This is a genomic window from Novispirillum itersonii (assembly GCF_014205675.1).
GTDB lineage: Bacteria > Pseudomonadota > Alphaproteobacteria > Rhodospirillales > Rhodospirillaceae > Novispirillum > Novispirillum itersonii_A.
On record NZ_JACIIX010000011.1, the window covers coordinates 153,026 to 167,033 of the forward strand.

A 14,008-nucleotide genomic window follows, 5' to 3' on the forward strand; every position below is an offset into this window, starting at 1 on the left:
CTCAGTACATCCGTCCGCCGTCCGGCACCGGCTGCTCCGGGGCCAGCAACACCACCCGCCCGTCCGCATCCGGCAGGCCAAGGGTCAGCACCTCGGAGACAAAGGGGCCGATCCGGCGCGGCGGCAGGTTGACCACACACAGCACCTGCCGCCCCGGCAGGCTCTCTGCGGTGTAGAGATCGGTGATCTGCGCGCTGGACCGGCGCAGACCGATCTCCGGCCCCAGATCAATCTCCAGCTTCCACGCCGGTTTGCGGGCTTCGGGAAAAGCCTCGACCCGGCGGATGGTGCCGACGCGGATATCCACCGCCAGAAACTGGTCAATGCTGATTGGGGCGGTGGGCAGGGCAGCGGAGGACGTCATCGCGGGAAACACTCCTGTCTGGGCAAGGGGAAAGGATCCGGCACCATCTCCCGGATGTCCCCGGCGGGTCTTGATCAGGACTGCCGGAGTTTGGACCGTTCCTGCCGCCGGTAGGCCGCCGGGGTCAGGCCGGTCTGGCGGCGCAGGGCCCGGGTCAGGGCACTCTGGTCGGCATATCCGGCGCGGTAAGCGATTTCCGCCACCGACAGATCCGTGGCCGTCAGCCAGTGCTGCACCCGCGCCAGCCGCAGCCCGGCCAGCCAACCCTGCGGCGTTGCCCCCAGATCCTGCCGGAACAGCGCATGCAGGCGGCGGGGGCTGAGGGCGGCACGGTCGGCCATCTCCGCCACGCTCCACCCCCGGAACGGATCGGCTTCCAGTGCCGCCAGCAGCCCGGCCAGCCGGGGCACCACAGCGACAGGCCGGTCCGGCTGCAGGGCATCGAGCAGCAAGGGCAGCCACAGGGTGGCCTGCCCGGATGATGCCGTGCCTGCGGCCAGCAGACTGCCCATATACTCAATCAGATGCCCCGCCGCCGGAGACACCGGCAGAAACGGCTGACCCGCCCATTGTTCCAGCCGCCGGTCGCCCAGTGCCGCCGCCTCCACATCCACCACCACAAACCGGTTGGCGGCCCGGGCCTCCTGATCATGGCGGTGACCGGGGACAACGCAGGCGGCGGTGCCACGCCGCAGCACCCCGCCACGCCCGGCAACCTCCAGTGCCATCGCCCCGGCCAGCGGCAGCACCAGTTGGGCAAAACTGTGGCTGTGCGCGGCCCCGGACCGGCCATAGGAGCGCAGTGAAATCTCAGGTCCCTGCCGGTTCTCCCCGATGACGGCGGACACAGGCACAGCCGACAGCATCGCAGCCACCATATTCCGAAAGCACTCCGCACCGCATTCACCCAGCCCGACGACAGTACCGCGAAGCCCGGCGCAGCCCAAGAGCCTGCATCCGTACAGTGGTCCGGCAGAACAGCAACCGCGCTCCCGTTACGGCCGTTCCCCCAGCGTGTCGCGGACAGCATTCCATTCCTTCAGGATCATCTTGGCCCCGCGCGCGTTGCCGGTGCACAGATGCTCGCGGTAGCGCTTGTCGTAATAGCCGTTGACCCCGATCTTGCGGGCGTCGCGGTCCCAGACAATGCGGGCACAGTCCAGCTTCAGGCGGCAGGCCTCGCTGCAACACTCAGCATCGGTGACGGGGGTTCCGCAGATTTTGCAGGTCATGGCACAGGCTCCGGCAGGACGGCAAACAACAAAAAACCCGTCAGGCTTCCGGGCCGGACGGGCATGATCAGCAGAACGGAAAGTGGCGCACCCGACAGGATTCGAACCTGTGACCCCTGCCTTCGGAGGGCAGTACTCTATCCAGCTGAGCTACGGGTGCATCCGTAAACCTGTGTGATCCACAGGCTGCTGAGGGAGCGCACCTTACTGCACACTCCCCGCCCGACGCAAGAGCGGATTTGCACTTTTTTCGCAAAACCCTGCCCGCGCAGGATTTTCGCCGGTTCTCCCCGGTGGCCCGTCACTTCGCGCTTGCCAAAATCATCAAGACATCTGATGTTTTGATGACCTGTTGTTCTCCGCTGATCCGGCCCGCTCCACCATGCCCGCCTCCCCGCTTGCAAACGCCCCTCTCAGCCCGATGCCACCCCGGCCATCGCTGGTCGATGCCACCATCGCCACGCTGCGTCACCAGATCGCCAGCGGATCGTGGGAGGTCGGCGACCGCATTCCCCCGGAAAGCCGTCTGGCCGAACAGCTCAATGTCAGCCGGGGCACCATCCGCGAGGCGGTGCGCGTGCTGTCGCATGCCGGTATGCTGGAAGTGCGGCAGGGGGATGGCACCTATGTCCGCCGCCGGGTCGATCCCGGCGAATGCATGCGCCGCATCGACCGCGCCGGACTGCGGGAACATCTGGAAGTCCGCCGGGCGCTGGAGGTGGAAGCCGCCCGCCTCGCCGCCGAGCGCCGCACCGAGGCCGACCTGTCCCGCCTGCACAGCACGCTGGAGGTGCGGCGGGCGCTGGAGCAGGCCCCCGACCCTGACAGCGACATTCCGCTGGAACACTTTGTTGACCGCGACCTGCAATTCCACCTGACCGTCACCGACGCCGCCCACAACCCGGTTCTGTCGGAACTGTACGGCCTGTTTGCCGAGTCGATCCGTCGCCACATCGTCACCGCCCTGCGGGACACCGCGCTGCCGGATCCCCGGCATGAGGCCCATCTACGGATTGTTGACGCCATTGCCGACCGCGACCCCGACCGGGCCGCCGCCGCCGCCGCCGCCGTCATCACCCCGATGATCGAGGCGCTGGACGGTCTGCTGTTCCCTTCCCCCTGATTGTCTGAAGCTCCGGATTCCCCGCCATGTCTCTCCGTGATCCTTCCACTCCGTCCGCGCCGCCGCTGGATGCCGACGCCGTCGAACATCTGGCCGAAGATCTGCTGATCGACGCCGACGACGCCAGCACCGAAACCCCGGCCGCGGCCCCGGCGGCCCCGGTGGTGGCGGGCAGCATGATGCTGATCGTCGCCATCGTGCTGGTCGGCTTCAATCTGCGTCCGGCCCTGTCCAGCGTCGGGCCGGTGCTGTCGGAGATCATGGCGACCTTCAGCCTTGGCGGCAGCGGTGCCGCCCTGCTGACCACCCTGCCGGTGGTCTGCCTCGGCCTGTTCTCCGCCGTGGCCCCCGGCATGGGGCGGCGGCTGGGAACCGAAAAGGCGATCCTGCTGCTGATGCTGCTACTGATTGCCGGGCTGGTGCTGCGGCTGGTGGTGACCTATCCGGCCCTGCTGCTGTCCGGCGTGCTGGTCGGGGCCGCCATCGCCGGAATGAACGTGCTGCTGCCGGGGCTGGTCAAGCGCGACTTTCCGCACAAGGCCGCGCTGATGGCCGGGGTCTACACCATGGCCCTGTGCGCCGGGGCCTCGCTGGCGGCAGGCTTTACCGTGCCGCTGGAGCAGGCTGCCGGAGGATCGTGGGCCTTTGCGCTGGCCTTCTGGGCCGTGCCCGCCGTGATCGCCACCGTGGTGTGGTTTCCGCAGGTCCGCGCCGGGCGCAGCGCCGCCGCCGGAAAGGGCTGGACCGTGCGGGGCCTGACCCGGGATCCGCTGGCGTGGCAGGTCACCCTGTTCATGGGGCTGCAATCCTCCATGGCTTATTCCCTGTTCGGCTGGCTGGCCCCGATCCTGCGCGACCGGGGACTGGATCCGGTGCAGGCCGGGTGGGTGGTGTCGCTGTCGATCCTGATTCAGGTGCCCTCGTCCCTTCTCGCGCCGATTCTGGCCACCCGCCGCCCCAGCCAGAGCATCGCCACCGTCATCACCCTGATCCTGACCCTGATCGGCATGCTGGGCTTTATTTTCGCCCCGCTGTCCACCGTGTGGGTGTGGACGCTGTTTTCCGGGGTCGGGCTGGGCGCTGCCTTCGCGCTGGGGATCACCCTGATCGTGCTGCGGGCCAGCGACAGCCACGTCGCCGCCCAGCTTTCAGGCATGGCGCAGGGGTTCGGCTACACCCTTGCCAGCGGCGGGCCGTTTCTGGTTGGCGTCCTGCACGATGCCTTCGGCGGCTGGACCGCCGTCGCCATCCTGTTCGCCGTCATCTGCGGGGCCGGGGCGCTGTTCGGCCTTGGTGCCGGGCGGCCGCTGCATGTGAAGGCGGAAAGCCACCCGCGCTGACCGCCCGCCTGCAAATACCTGTGGCGCCGCTGCCCAAAGCGGCCCATATCTGAGGCCCTTACCCTTCTTTTCTGATCCGGGGCCCCGTCATGACCCTTCCGAACCTTCAGGCCGCTGCCATTATCCCCGAACTGTCGTGGCAGACCCTGACCTGCGAAGCCGCCCGGCTGAGCCGGAAGGAACCGCTGCTGCAACCGGTGCTGTCTGCCCTACTGCCCGATGACGGATCCCTCGCCGGGGCCGTGGCCGGAATTCTGGCCGGGGCCCTGTGCGCCCCGGGCATGGATGTCTGCGGCCTGTCGGCGCTGTTCCACGAGGTGCTGTCGCGGGAGGCGGTGAACACCGTCCTGACCCGCGACCTTCAGGCGGTGCGCGACCGCGATCCGGCCTGCACCACCTATCTGCATGCCCTGCTGAACTACAAAGGCTTTCAGGCCCTTCAGGCGCACCGCATCGCCCACCACCTGTGGACGCACGAGCGGACGGAACTGGGGGCCTGGGTCGCCAACCGGGCTTCGATGGTGCTGGGGCCGGATATTCACCCCGCCGCCCGGATCGGGGCCGGGATCATGCTCGACCATGGGTCGGGGATCGTGATCGGCGAAACCGCCGTCGTCGATGACGACGTGTCGATCCTCCAGAACGTCACCCTCGGCGGCACCGGGAAAGTCACCGGCGACCGTCACCCGAAGGTCCGGCGCGGCGTGATGATCGGGGCCGGGGCCAAGATCATCGGCAATATCGAGATCGGCGAATTCAGCAAGATCGCCGCTGGCAGCGTGGTGCTGAAACCGGTGCCGCCGCGCTGCACGGTGGCGGGGATTCCGGCACAGGTGGTCCGCATCCACGGCACCGCCGAAATGCCTGCCCTGTCGATGAACCAGACCATCTGATCCGCCTGCGGACAGGCGGGGGACACTCCACCCCCTTGACGGATCTCTGCACAGCCCTATTGTTAGGGTCCCTAACCAATGAAGGCCATCCCGTGACCGCTGCTGCCCTTGCCGAAACACTGGAAACCCTGCACCGGCTGCTGCACCGCCGCTGGCAGGATGGGGCTGCTGACGGGGGCCTGTCCTACAGTGAGTTTGAATACCTCCGCGCCCTGCAACGCATGGCAGGCTGCGGCGTGCAGGTGTTTGAGGACGCTCCCGGCACCCCGGACCATGGCCTGCATCTACAGGATCTGGCCGCCGCCCTGTCGGTCAGCAAGGCCTCGGTCAGCATTGCCATCGCCCGGCTGGAAGAGCGTGGCTTCGTCCGCCGCACCCCCTGCTTCCGCGATGCCCGCGCCCATCACCTGTTCCTGACCCCGGACGGCCAGACTGCCCTGACCGCTGCCGCCCAGCGCTACAGCGACGTTGCCGCAGCCCTGCTGTCCCACGCCCCCGGCCTTGACCTGACAGCCCTGCGGCACGCTCTGGAGCCTTTGCTCCCCCCCTCCCCCTGACGTCGCCCCTCTCCGCAACCACCCTTTTTCCTTGCGCACACCCAATTAATTAGTTTGTCTAACTTTCTAAAATGGATCTCCACCATGACCCTCACCCTGCCCCTGACCGGCCTCGCCCTCTACGTCCTGATCTGGGAGAAACTCCCCGAATGGGGATCGTGGTTCAACCGGCTGCTGAGCCTCCTGCCCCAGCCCCTGCAAACCCTGTATCAACAGTGGACCTGCCCGTACTGCTCCGGGTTCTGGATCGCACTGGCCCTGCATGGACTGACCGGCCTGTGGACCCTGCCGGGACTCGCCGGATCGGCCCTGACCGAATACGGCGTTCCCGGCCTTGCCGCCGCATGGTTTCTTGATGCCCTTGTGACCGGCCTGCTGATGGCCTGCGGCAAGCTGGCCCTGACCGCCCTGCAAGGCCCGGCACTGGCCACCATGGCCCGCCGCCCGGCCCTGATGGCCGAAATTGCCGCCCACAAAGCGGCCCATTCCAAAACCGGATCCTGAGAAAAGCACAGCGGCCCGGGATTGCTCCCGGGCCGCCTGCTGTTCCACCGGAACTCCGGCAGTACTCAGTGGATGGTCTCGCCGTGTTCGGCCAGATCGAGACCTTCTGTCTCTTCTTCCGGAGAAACACGGATCCCCATGATCATGTCCAGAACCTTCAGGATGATGAAGGTGGCCACCGCACACCACACCACCGTGGCAACCACACCGTAAATCTGGGTGACGACCTGACCCGCGTTGCCTTCCAGCAGGCCGGTCTTGCCACCGATCGCGCTGGCGGCGAACACACCGGTCAGCACCGCACCGACCAGACCGCCAATCCCATGGACACCGAAAGCGTCGAGGGAGTCATCGTAACCCAGCTTGTGCTTCAGCCACACCGCACCCCAGAAGCAGGCCACGCCCGCCAGAAGACCGATGATCAGCGCCCCGGTCGGGGTGACGAAACCGGCAGCCGGAGTGATGGCGACCAGACCGCCGACAGCCCCGGAGATGATCCCCAGCACGCTCGGCTTGCCCCGGAAGATCCACTCAACCAGCGTCCACGACACCGCAGCGGCGGAGGCGGCAATGTGGGTGACCAGCAGGGCCATGGCAGCCAGACCACCGGCGGTCAGCGCCGACCCGGCGTTGAAGCCGAACCAGCCAACCCACAGCAGGGCCGCACCGACCACCGACAGGGTCAGATTGTGCGGCGCCATGTTCTCGGTGCCGTAACCCTTGCGCTTGCCCAGCACGATGGCGGCCACCAGACCGGCGACACCGGCGTTGATGTGCACCACGGTGCCCCCGGCGAAATCGAGCACGCCTTCGTTCATCAGGAAGCCGCCGCCCCACACCCAGTGAGCAACCGGCACATAGACCACCAGCACCCATACCAGCGAAAACACCAGCATCGCCGAGAACTTCATGCGGTCAGCGAACGCCCCGGTGATCAGGGCGGGCGTGATGACGGCAAAGGTCATCTGGAAGGCCAGGAACAGCGCTTCCGGAATGGTGCCGGACAGGGCATCAATGCCGATGCCGGACAGGAAGGCCTTGGAGAAGTCACCGATAAAGGCATTGCCGGTCCCGAAGGTCAGCGAATACCCGACCACCATCCACAGCACCGAGACAAAGCAGCAGATCGCAAAGCTCTGCGCCATGATCGCCAGCACGTTCTTCTTGCGGACCATACCGCCGTAGAACAGGGCCAGACCGGGAATGGTCATCATCAGCACGAAAGCGGTGGACACCAGCATCCAGGCGGTATCGCCGGAATTGAGAGTGGCGACCGGAGCCGCCGGGGCATCTTCGGCAAAGGCCGGCAGCGCCGCCAGCAGACCGGCGGCAGCCCCACCGGCAACGGCGGACAGACGCGGCAGGGAAGATACCATGCGCTTGGAAATGGACATCATTGCAAAAGTCTCCTTCCGTCCGCGATTACAGCGCGTCGCCATCGGTCTCACCGGTCCGGATGCGCACCGCCTTGGTGACATCGAACACGAAGACCTTGCCATCGCCGATCTTTTCGGTACGGGCGGCGGAGCAGATCGTCTCCACCACCTGATCGGCCAGATCGCTCTTCACCGCGACCTCGATCTTCACCTTCGGCAGAAAGCTGACCTGATATTCCGCGCCACGGTAGATTTCGGTCTGTCCCTTCTGGCGGCCAAAACCCTTGACCTCCGAGACGGTCAGGCCCTGCACACCGATGGCCGCGAGCGCTTCGCGCACGTCCTCCAGCTTGAAGGGCTTGATGATAGCCATGACAAGTTTCATGCGATCACCTCTGTGTTCCGCTGTCGGGGCCTGTGGCCGTCATCCCGGGGGACCCCCGGTGACAGCCCTGTTTTTAGGCGGCCCCATTTCTGTTCCCGGAAACATCCTTTTCAAGAGGCGTGCCAGTTTCATTAAGTATCTGTTTTTAAAAAACTAAATGACAAATCGACGCCCCGCCCACCCCTCTGCTTAAAAAATATGCATAAAAAACAGACATTCCCCCTGCCCGAATCTTTTGCAACGCAACAGAATGCCTCCCTTTTCAGCAAATACCCTTTCCGATCGCCGCAGCCATGAAAAAAGGGGCCATAAAGGCCCCTTGTCTTCAACCACAGCGTCCGATGCTCCGCTCAGCGGAACACCACCGTCTTGGTGCCGTTCAGAATCACCCGGCCCTCAACATGCCAGCGCACGGCCCGCGACAGCACCACGGTTTCAATATCCCGTCCGGTTCGGACCAGACTGTCGACGGTGAAGGTATGGTCCACCCGCTCCACACCCTGCTCAATGATCGGGCCTTCGTCCAGATCGCGGGTGACGTAATGGGCGGTGGCCCCGATGATCTTCACCCCCCGGGCATGGGCCTGCTGATAGGGCTTGGCCCCCTTGAAGCTCGGCAGGAAGGAATGGTGGATGTTAATCGCCCGGCCCGACAGTGCTTCGCACAGGTCAGTGGACAGGATCTGCATGTAGCGGGCCAGCACCAGCAGGTCGGCACCACTGTCCCGGAACAGGCTCAGGATCTGGCCTTCCTGTTCCGCCTTGGTCGCCTTGGTGACCGGCAGGTGATGGAACGGAATGCCGTGCCACTCCACCAGATCGCGGAAGTCCTCGTGATTGGAGATCACGCCCGGAATGTCGATCGGCAGCTGACCGCTGCGCCAGCTGTGCAGCAGGTCATTCAGGCAGTGGCCGAACTTCGACACCGCAATCAGCACCTTGGGGCGGACACTCATGTCCTTCATCACCCAGTCCATGCCGAAGCGGTCGCCGATCAGGGCAAATCCGGCCTTCAGCTTGTCGATCTGCGGGAACCGGGCCCCGCCGGAGCGGAAGGTGGTGCGCATGAAAAACAGGCCGGTATCGGCGTCACTGAAGTGGGAGCTTTCGGTGATAAAGGCTTCGTTCTCGGCCAGAAAACCGGACACCGCCGCGACGATACCCATGGCATCGGGGCATTTGATGGTCAGAAGATACTGCGGGGTTTCAGCCGGAAAAGCAGACATAGCGTCGATCCATCATCACAGAACAGGGACATCCGGAAGGCCGGGGTCGCCGCGAGTCGGCCACCTGCCAAGGCACATCCAATAAAAACAATATGTTGCCGGAAAACCGGCCCCGCGCATGGTAATCCGTTCCCCCGGCACGTCAAGAGACTGCGCGCACAAAGGGCATACCCCCATGCCGGAAGGCCATGGAGCGGATAAACCGGACTGTCAGGAGCGGTCCGTCAGCGCCGGAGCTGGAAATTGGTGGGGGTGGAGGGACTCGAACCCACACTCCTTGCGGAACACGATTTTGAGTCGCGCGCGTCTACCAATTCCGCCACACCCCCGGAAGACAGATCCGGCGCTGACGAGGCGCATAGTCATAATGACATTCTCCGCCGCCGCCAAGCGGAATCTGCCATTGCCACCATCCCACCCTATTCAGCGGATTTTTCGATCCACTGCGGTGCCCTCTTGCAAATCAGGGGCTTTTTCCCAACTGTCAGGGCAGACTTTCCTTCTGCCCCGGCTCAGGACACCCCCGGATCATGATTTTGTCCCTGTTGCAGCCCCGCCGTCCGTTTTTCCTGCTGGTGGCGGCAGTCTGCCTGACGGCCCTGTCCTCCGTGCTGATCAGCCAGTATGGCTTTGACCTGAACCCCTGCATCCTGTGCCTGTACGAGCGCATTCCCTATGTCACCGCCGGACTGACCGCACTGGCGATGGCCCTGCTGCCGACCTCGCCGCGCCTGCGCCGCTTCGGCCTGCTGCTGATCGGCCTCAGCTTTGCCGCCAACAGCGCGCTGGGGTTCTATCATGTCGGGGTGGAACAGCACTGGTGGACCAACCCCGGCTGCACCGGCGGCCCGCTGACCTCGGTCAGTCTGGCCGACATGCAGTCCGCCCTGCTAAAACCGGTCCGCCCGGCCTGCGATGACGTACAATGGAGTCTGTTCGGCATCACGCTGGCGGGCTATAACCTGCTGCTGTCGCTGGCGATGACCGCCCTGACCGCCGTGACCGCCGTGGCCGGACGGAAATCCGCCTGAGCCTGAGTCCCGCCCCGCGCCTCCCGTTTTCCGCGCTCTCGCTTCAGGAGTCCGTCATGACCGATCTGACGCTTCCCGCCGCCCCGGATACCACGGACACACCGGCCCGCCCGTCGGTGACCGCCGGAAACCGCATTCCCGGTGACCTGACACGGGAGCAGCTTCTGGACCGGATCATGCGGGTCAACCATGCCGGGGAATACGGCGCGGTGCGGATTTATCAGGGCCAGCTGGCGGTGATCGGCCGGGGCCAGCACGGCAAAACCGTGCAGCACATGCTGGAACAGGAAGTGGTCCACAAGGAATACTTCCAGAAGGCCATCGGCGAGCGGCAGGGCCGCCCGACCGTACTGCAACCGGTGTGGCATGTCGCCGGGTGGATGCTGGGAGCGGGGACCGCCCTGCTCGGCGAACGGGCCGCCATGGCCTGCACCGTCGCCGTCGAGGAAGCCATCGACGACCATTACCGCGAACAGGCGGAACAGCTGGGCGACGACGAAGCGGAGCTGCGGGAGACCATCGAACGCTTCCGCGCCGAAGAGCTGGAACACCGCGATATCGGCTATGAGAATGGTGCCGAACAGGCCCCGGCCTACCCGCTGCTGCACGCCGCGGTCAAGTCGGGCACCCGATTCGCCATCTGGCTGTCGGAGCGGATCTGACACCCCCTCCTCCGGCCACCGGATTCATGGTCCGGAATTATGACCGTTCTAAAAACCCCTCTGCTGCCCTGTCAGGCACTTGAGGGGTTTTTTATACAGAGAACCGTCATATTGTTTTCTGTCCGGCCAACACCGGGGCAACGGATTTGCCGCAGAGGCGTTTCCGCGCCATGATGATCCCATCAGCGTACCAATGACCTGCCCCACAAAACCGACCCCCGGACCTTTCCCCTCCGGCGGCTTCGCGGGCGGTGAGACACAGATCTGATGCGCCTGCCTGACGGTTGCGTCCTCCCGGCAGGCGGGCACGGATCAGGATGACGATGCAGACGGTTTCCCTCCACCGGGAGCGGCTTGGCCTTCAAGGCCGACCCGGCGCGGCCTTTCCATCCCCCCCTGCGCAAATGCCGCGCCGATCCTCCCGAAACTGCCCCCGGCCTGTCCGGGGGTTCTTTTTTGGGCTGCCCAACTCTGATGCACCGGCGCGCCTGCCTGAACGCTCCGCCCCAAAACACTCCCCCAAAAACGCCCCACCCCAAAACGCCCCGCCTGAAATGCAGCAAGCCCCGCCGGGGAGGGCGGGGCTTGCGGGAGGATCGGTCCGCTTGGCCGGGGTATCCGGCCTGATCGGAAATCTCCGTCAGAATGGTTCGGCACGGCGGACCCAGGGTCCGGTTGCCGGGAAACCCTTAGCGGCGACGGTCGACGTAAGTCTTGACCTGACGCTCCATCGCGTCAAAGGCATCGCGCAGGGCCACACCGATGTCGTCATGATGTTCCCCGTTCTTCGGGTCGCGCTTGACGATCAGGGTATCACCGGGCACCGACACGTCGATGGTGACGTGGAACGGCTCGCCTTTCAGGGTATTGACAGCGTTGTTCCTGTGCTGCTTTTCAACCGCGACGCGGCAGCTGATGATGTCAGAGCAGAACTGCTCCAGCTTGGCCAGCTTTTCATGCACGCGTTGCACAACAGCGTCCGAATGATCGACGCCATGGAACGAAACCTGGACGGGAATTTGCATAAAGGCTCTCCCTTGTCTTTTGCAAGAGACGATGTTTTGCTTGAGGCGGTGTTCCGCCGGACCCGGACCTACCTTGTGAAAGCGCCTCAGGGCCTGCTTCGCGAAAGTCCGGGGGAGAGGCGAAGTGTCTTCCTGAAGACAAGGTCATTCTCTCGCTTTTACCCCCGTCATGCAACCGTTGCCGACATCTAAGCTAAAGATTTTCCTCTTGCTTTTTGATTTCTTGAACTTCCCCGCCGTTGTCCCATATGGTGCGGCTGCGGTGGTGTGCCGGTCCGGAGCGGGCCGGGCATCCGCTGCGCCGCAGTCCGGCCTGCCGGGCCGGAGGCCGTTTCATGGCTCCGCCCCCGCCGCCTGCGGTAACGTCCTGTCCCGCTTCCTGCAAGAGGATCATGGATCATGTCCGCCGAGACGCTGACCTTTCAGGCCGAAGTGGCCAAACTGCTCGATATCGTCGTCAATGCCCTGTATTCCCAGCGCGAGATTTTCCTCCGCGAGCTGATTTCCAACGCATCGGACGCCTGCGACAAGCTGCGCTACGCCGCGCTGACCGAACCGGCCCTGATCGCCGGGGATGCCGACCTGCGCATCACCCTGCGGCTGGACAAGGATGCGAAGACCCTGACCATTGCCGATAACGGCATCGGGATGGACCGGGACGACCTGATCAACAACCTCGGCACCATCGCCCGCTCCGGCACCGCCGAGTTCCTGAAGGGACTGGGCGGCGACGCCCGTAAGGATGTCAGCCAGATCGGCCAGTTCGGCGTCGGCTTCTACTCCGCCTTCATGGTGGCGTCACAGGTCGAGGTCCACACCCGCAAGGCCGGTGGCGAACACGGCTGGTGCTGGAGCAGCGACGGCAAGGGCGGCTTCACCATCACCGAGGATGCCGACGCCCCCCGGGGTGCCCGCATCGTGCTGCATCTGAAGGACGACGCCGCCGAGTTCCTCGACGTCTGGCGTCTGCGCCAGGTGGTGAAGACGTATTCCGACCACATCGGCCTGCCGGTCGTTCTGCTGGGCGGTGAAGACGGCACCGGCGCGGACGAGACCCTCAATCAGGCTTCGGCCCTGTGGACCCGCTCCCGCTCCGAAGTGACCGAGGAGCAGTATAAAGAGTTCTACCACCACGTCGGCCATGCCTATGACGACCCGTGGCTGACCGTGCATTACCGCGCCGAAGGGGCGATCGAATACACCGGCCTGCTGTTCATCCCGACCCAGAAGCCGTTCGATCTGTTCCAGCCGGACCGCAAACAGCATGTAAAGCTGTACGTCAACCGGGTGTTCATCACCGATGACTGCGACGGCCTGCTGCCGCCGTATCTGCGCTTCGTGCGCGGGGTGGTCGACAGCGCCGACCTGCCGCTGAACGTCTCCCGCGAGATGCTCCAGCACAATCCGGTTCTGGCGAAAATCAAGACCGGTCTGGTCAAGCGCATCCTGTCCGACCTGAAGAAGAAGGCCGAGGATACCGACGCCTACGCCGCCTTCTGGGGCACCTTCGGCGCGGTGCTGAAGGAAGGCCTGTATGAGGACTTCGAACGTCGTGATGACCTGCTGGCGCTGGCCCGTTTCCACAGCACCCACGGCGACGGTCTGGTCAGTCTGGAAGACTACGTCAGCCGGATGAAGGACGGGCAGGACGCCATTTACTTCATCACCGGGGAATCGGTGGCGGCCCTGCGCAAGAGCCCGCAGCTGGAAGGCTACCTCGCCAAGGGCGTGGAAGTGCTGCTGCTGACCGACCCGATTGACGAATTCTGGACCGGCCATGGTCTGCGCTGGAAGGAAAAGGCGTTTGAGTCGGTGGCACAGGGTGCCGCCAAACTGGACGCCATCAAGGCTGAAGAGCAGGCCGAGACGCCGGAACAGGCCCCGGCTGACCAGACCGATGCCCTGATTGCCCTGCTGAAGGGCACGCTGGGCGAGCGGGTGAAGGATGTGCGGGTGTCATCCCGCCTGACCGCCTCCGCCTGCTGTCTGGTTGCCGATGAAGGCCAGATGTCGATCCATCTGGAACGGCTGCTCCGCCAGCATCAGGGGCAGGACGCCGCCCCGGCGCGGGTGCTGGAGATCAACGCCGGTCATGGCACCATCAAGGCGCTGGCCGCCCGGGCCGCCGCCGAAACCACCAGCCCGGCGCTGGAGGACATGGCCTTCCTGCTGTTCGATCAGGCGCGGATTGTCGAAGGGGAGGCCCCGGCCGATCCGGTGGAGTTTGCCGCCCGCCTCAGCCGCCTGATGCAGGCCGGTCTGGTCTGATCCAGCCCCCCGGTTCTGAAAA

General features: G+C 65.0%; 15 protein-coding genes and 2 tRNA genes. 8 read left to right on the forward strand and 9 right to left on the reverse strand.

Annotated features, from left to right (window positions below):
* Position 1 precedes the first annotated feature (1 nt).
* From FHS48_RS14560 to FHS48_RS14575, 4 genes are all read right to left on the reverse strand, one after another.
* The gene (locus FHS48_RS14560) at positions 2–364 is read right to left on the reverse strand and encodes a tRNA-binding protein (protein WP_184264306.1); all 363 of its coding nucleotides are present in this window, start codon (positions 362–364) and stop codon (positions 2–4) included.
* Positions 365–438: 74 nt separating this feature from the next.
* On the reverse strand, positions 439–1,242 hold the full coding sequence (locus tag FHS48_RS14565; RefSeq protein WP_260402493.1) for an AraC family transcriptional regulator: 804 nt from the start codon (positions 1,240–1,242) through the stop codon (positions 439–441).
* A 117-nt stretch (positions 1,243–1,359) separates the two neighbouring features.
* Positions 1,360–1,596 (reverse strand): hypothetical protein, encoded by a 237-nt coding sequence (locus tag FHS48_RS14570; protein WP_184264308.1) that lies wholly within the window; start codon positions 1,594–1,596, stop codon positions 1,360–1,362.
* Between the two features lie 83 nt (positions 1,597–1,679).
* A tRNA-Arg gene (locus tag FHS48_RS14575) sits at positions 1,680–1,756 on the reverse strand.
* Positions 1,757–1,948: 192 nt separating this feature from the next.
* Between FHS48_RS14575 and FHS48_RS14580 the strand changes: the two genes are divergently transcribed.
* The 5 genes from FHS48_RS14580 to FHS48_RS14600 all read left to right on the forward strand — a co-directional run bounded on the left by FHS48_RS14580 (position 1,949) and on the right by FHS48_RS14600 (position 6,013).
* On the forward strand, positions 1,949–2,719 hold the full coding sequence (locus tag FHS48_RS14580; protein WP_260402494.1) for a FadR/GntR family transcriptional regulator: 771 nt from the start codon (positions 1,949–1,951) through the stop codon (positions 2,717–2,719).
* A gap of 26 nt (positions 2,720–2,745) precedes the next feature.
* Positions 2,746–4,059, forward strand: coding sequence for a CynX/NimT family MFS transporter (locus FHS48_RS14585; protein WP_184264309.1), 1,314 nt, complete (start codon positions 2,746–2,748; stop codon positions 4,057–4,059).
* Between the two features lie 89 nt (positions 4,060–4,148).
* Complete coding sequence (gene cysE, locus FHS48_RS14590; RefSeq protein ID WP_184264311.1) at positions 4,149–4,952, forward strand: serine O-acetyltransferase; 804 nt, start codon at positions 4,149–4,151, stop codon at positions 4,950–4,952.
* Between the two features lie 92 nt (positions 4,953–5,044).
* A complete protein-coding gene (locus FHS48_RS14595; RefSeq protein WP_184264313.1) occupies positions 5,045–5,509 on the forward strand; it encodes a MarR family winged helix-turn-helix transcriptional regulator in 465 nt (154 codons plus the stop codon).
* An 84-nt stretch (positions 5,510–5,593) separates the two neighbouring features.
* Positions 5,594–6,013, forward strand: coding sequence for a hypothetical protein (locus FHS48_RS14600; protein ID WP_184264315.1), 420 nt, complete (start codon positions 5,594–5,596; stop codon positions 6,011–6,013).
* A 65-nt stretch (positions 6,014–6,078) separates the two neighbouring features.
* On the opposite strand, the gene FHS48_RS14605 is transcribed toward FHS48_RS14600, so the two are convergent.
* From FHS48_RS14605 to FHS48_RS14620, 4 genes are all read right to left on the reverse strand, one after another.
* A complete protein-coding gene (locus tag FHS48_RS14605; protein ID WP_311769147.1) occupies positions 6,079–7,410 on the reverse strand; it encodes an ammonium transporter in 1,332 nt (443 codons plus the stop codon).
* A 25-nt stretch (positions 7,411–7,435) separates the two neighbouring features.
* Positions 7,436–7,774, reverse strand: coding sequence for a P-II family nitrogen regulator (locus FHS48_RS14610; protein ID WP_184264317.1), 339 nt, complete (start codon positions 7,772–7,774; stop codon positions 7,436–7,438).
* A 350-nt stretch (positions 7,775–8,124) separates the two neighbouring features.
* Positions 8,125–9,000, reverse strand: a complete 876-nt coding sequence (gene purU, locus FHS48_RS14615) for a formyltetrahydrofolate deformylase (RefSeq protein WP_184264319.1) — start codon at positions 8,998–9,000, stop codon at positions 8,125–8,127.
* 244 nt (positions 9,001–9,244) lie between these two features.
* A tRNA-Leu gene (locus FHS48_RS14620) sits at positions 9,245–9,329 on the reverse strand.
* A gap of 201 nt (positions 9,330–9,530) precedes the next feature.
* Here FHS48_RS14620 and FHS48_RS14625 point away from each other — a divergent pair.
* Together FHS48_RS14625 and FHS48_RS14630 are read left to right on the forward strand one after the other, a co-directional pair.
* Positions 9,531–10,031: a disulfide bond formation protein B gene (locus FHS48_RS14625; protein ID WP_184264321.1), complete on the forward strand. Its 501-nt coding sequence runs from the start codon at positions 9,531–9,533 to the stop codon at positions 10,029–10,031.
* 56 nt (positions 10,032–10,087) lie between these two features.
* The gene (locus FHS48_RS14630; RefSeq protein WP_184264323.1) at positions 10,088–10,693 is read left to right on the forward strand and encodes a demethoxyubiquinone hydroxylase family protein; all 606 of its coding nucleotides are present in this window, start codon (positions 10,088–10,090) and stop codon (positions 10,691–10,693) included.
* A gap of 689 nt (positions 10,694–11,382) precedes the next feature.
* Here the strand turns inward: FHS48_RS14630 and FHS48_RS14635 are convergent.
* Complete coding sequence (locus tag FHS48_RS14635) at positions 11,383–11,718, reverse strand: HPF/RaiA family ribosome-associated protein (protein WP_184264326.1); 336 nt, start codon at positions 11,716–11,718, stop codon at positions 11,383–11,385.
* A gap of 399 nt (positions 11,719–12,117) precedes the next feature.
* Here FHS48_RS14635 and htpG point away from each other — a divergent pair, with 399 nt between their 5' ends.
* Positions 12,118–13,986, forward strand: coding sequence for a molecular chaperone HtpG (htpG, locus tag FHS48_RS14640; RefSeq protein WP_184264327.1), 1,869 nt, complete (start codon positions 12,118–12,120; stop codon positions 13,984–13,986).
* Positions 13,987–14,008 lie beyond the last annotated feature (22 nt).

Coding starts and splice junctions, on each gene's coding strand:
- FHS48_RS14560 (WP_184264306.1), bottom strand. CDS start 364: ATGACGTCCTCCGCTGCCCTGCCCACCGCCCCAATCAGCATTGACCAG.
- FHS48_RS14565 (WP_260402493.1), bottom strand. CDS start 1,242: ATGGTGGCTGCGATGCTGTCGGCTGTGCCTGTGTCCGCCGTCATCGGG.
- FHS48_RS14570 (WP_184264308.1), bottom strand. CDS start 1,596: ATGACCTGCAAAATCTGCGGAACCCCCGTCACCGATGCTGAGTGTTGC.
- FHS48_RS14585 (WP_184264309.1), top strand. CDS start 2,746: ATGTCTCTCCGTGATCCTTCCACTCCGTCCGCGCCGCCGCTGGATGCC.
- cysE (WP_184264311.1), top strand. CDS start 4,149: ATGACCCTTCCGAACCTTCAGGCCGCTGCCATTATCCCCGAACTGTCG.
- FHS48_RS14600 (WP_184264315.1), top strand. CDS start 5,594: ATGACCCTCACCCTGCCCCTGACCGGCCTCGCCCTCTACGTCCTGATC.
- FHS48_RS14605 (WP_311769147.1), bottom strand. CDS start 7,410: ATGATGTCCATTTCCAAGCGCATGGTATCTTCCCTGCCGCGTCTGTCC.
- FHS48_RS14610 (WP_184264317.1), bottom strand. CDS start 7,774: ATGAAACTTGTCATGGCTATCATCAAGCCCTTCAAGCTGGAGGACGTG.
- purU (WP_184264319.1), bottom strand. CDS start 9,000: ATGTCTGCTTTTCCGGCTGAAACCCCGCAGTATCTTCTGACCATCAAA.
- FHS48_RS14625 (WP_184264321.1), top strand. CDS start 9,531: ATGATTTTGTCCCTGTTGCAGCCCCGCCGTCCGTTTTTCCTGCTGGTG.
- FHS48_RS14630 (WP_184264323.1), top strand. CDS start 10,088: ATGACCGATCTGACGCTTCCCGCCGCCCCGGATACCACGGACACACCG.
- FHS48_RS14635 (WP_184264326.1), bottom strand. CDS start 11,718: ATGCAAATTCCCGTCCAGGTTTCGTTCCATGGCGTCGATCATTCGGAC.
- htpG (WP_184264327.1), top strand. CDS start 12,118: ATGTCCGCCGAGACGCTGACCTTTCAGGCCGAAGTGGCCAAACTGCTC.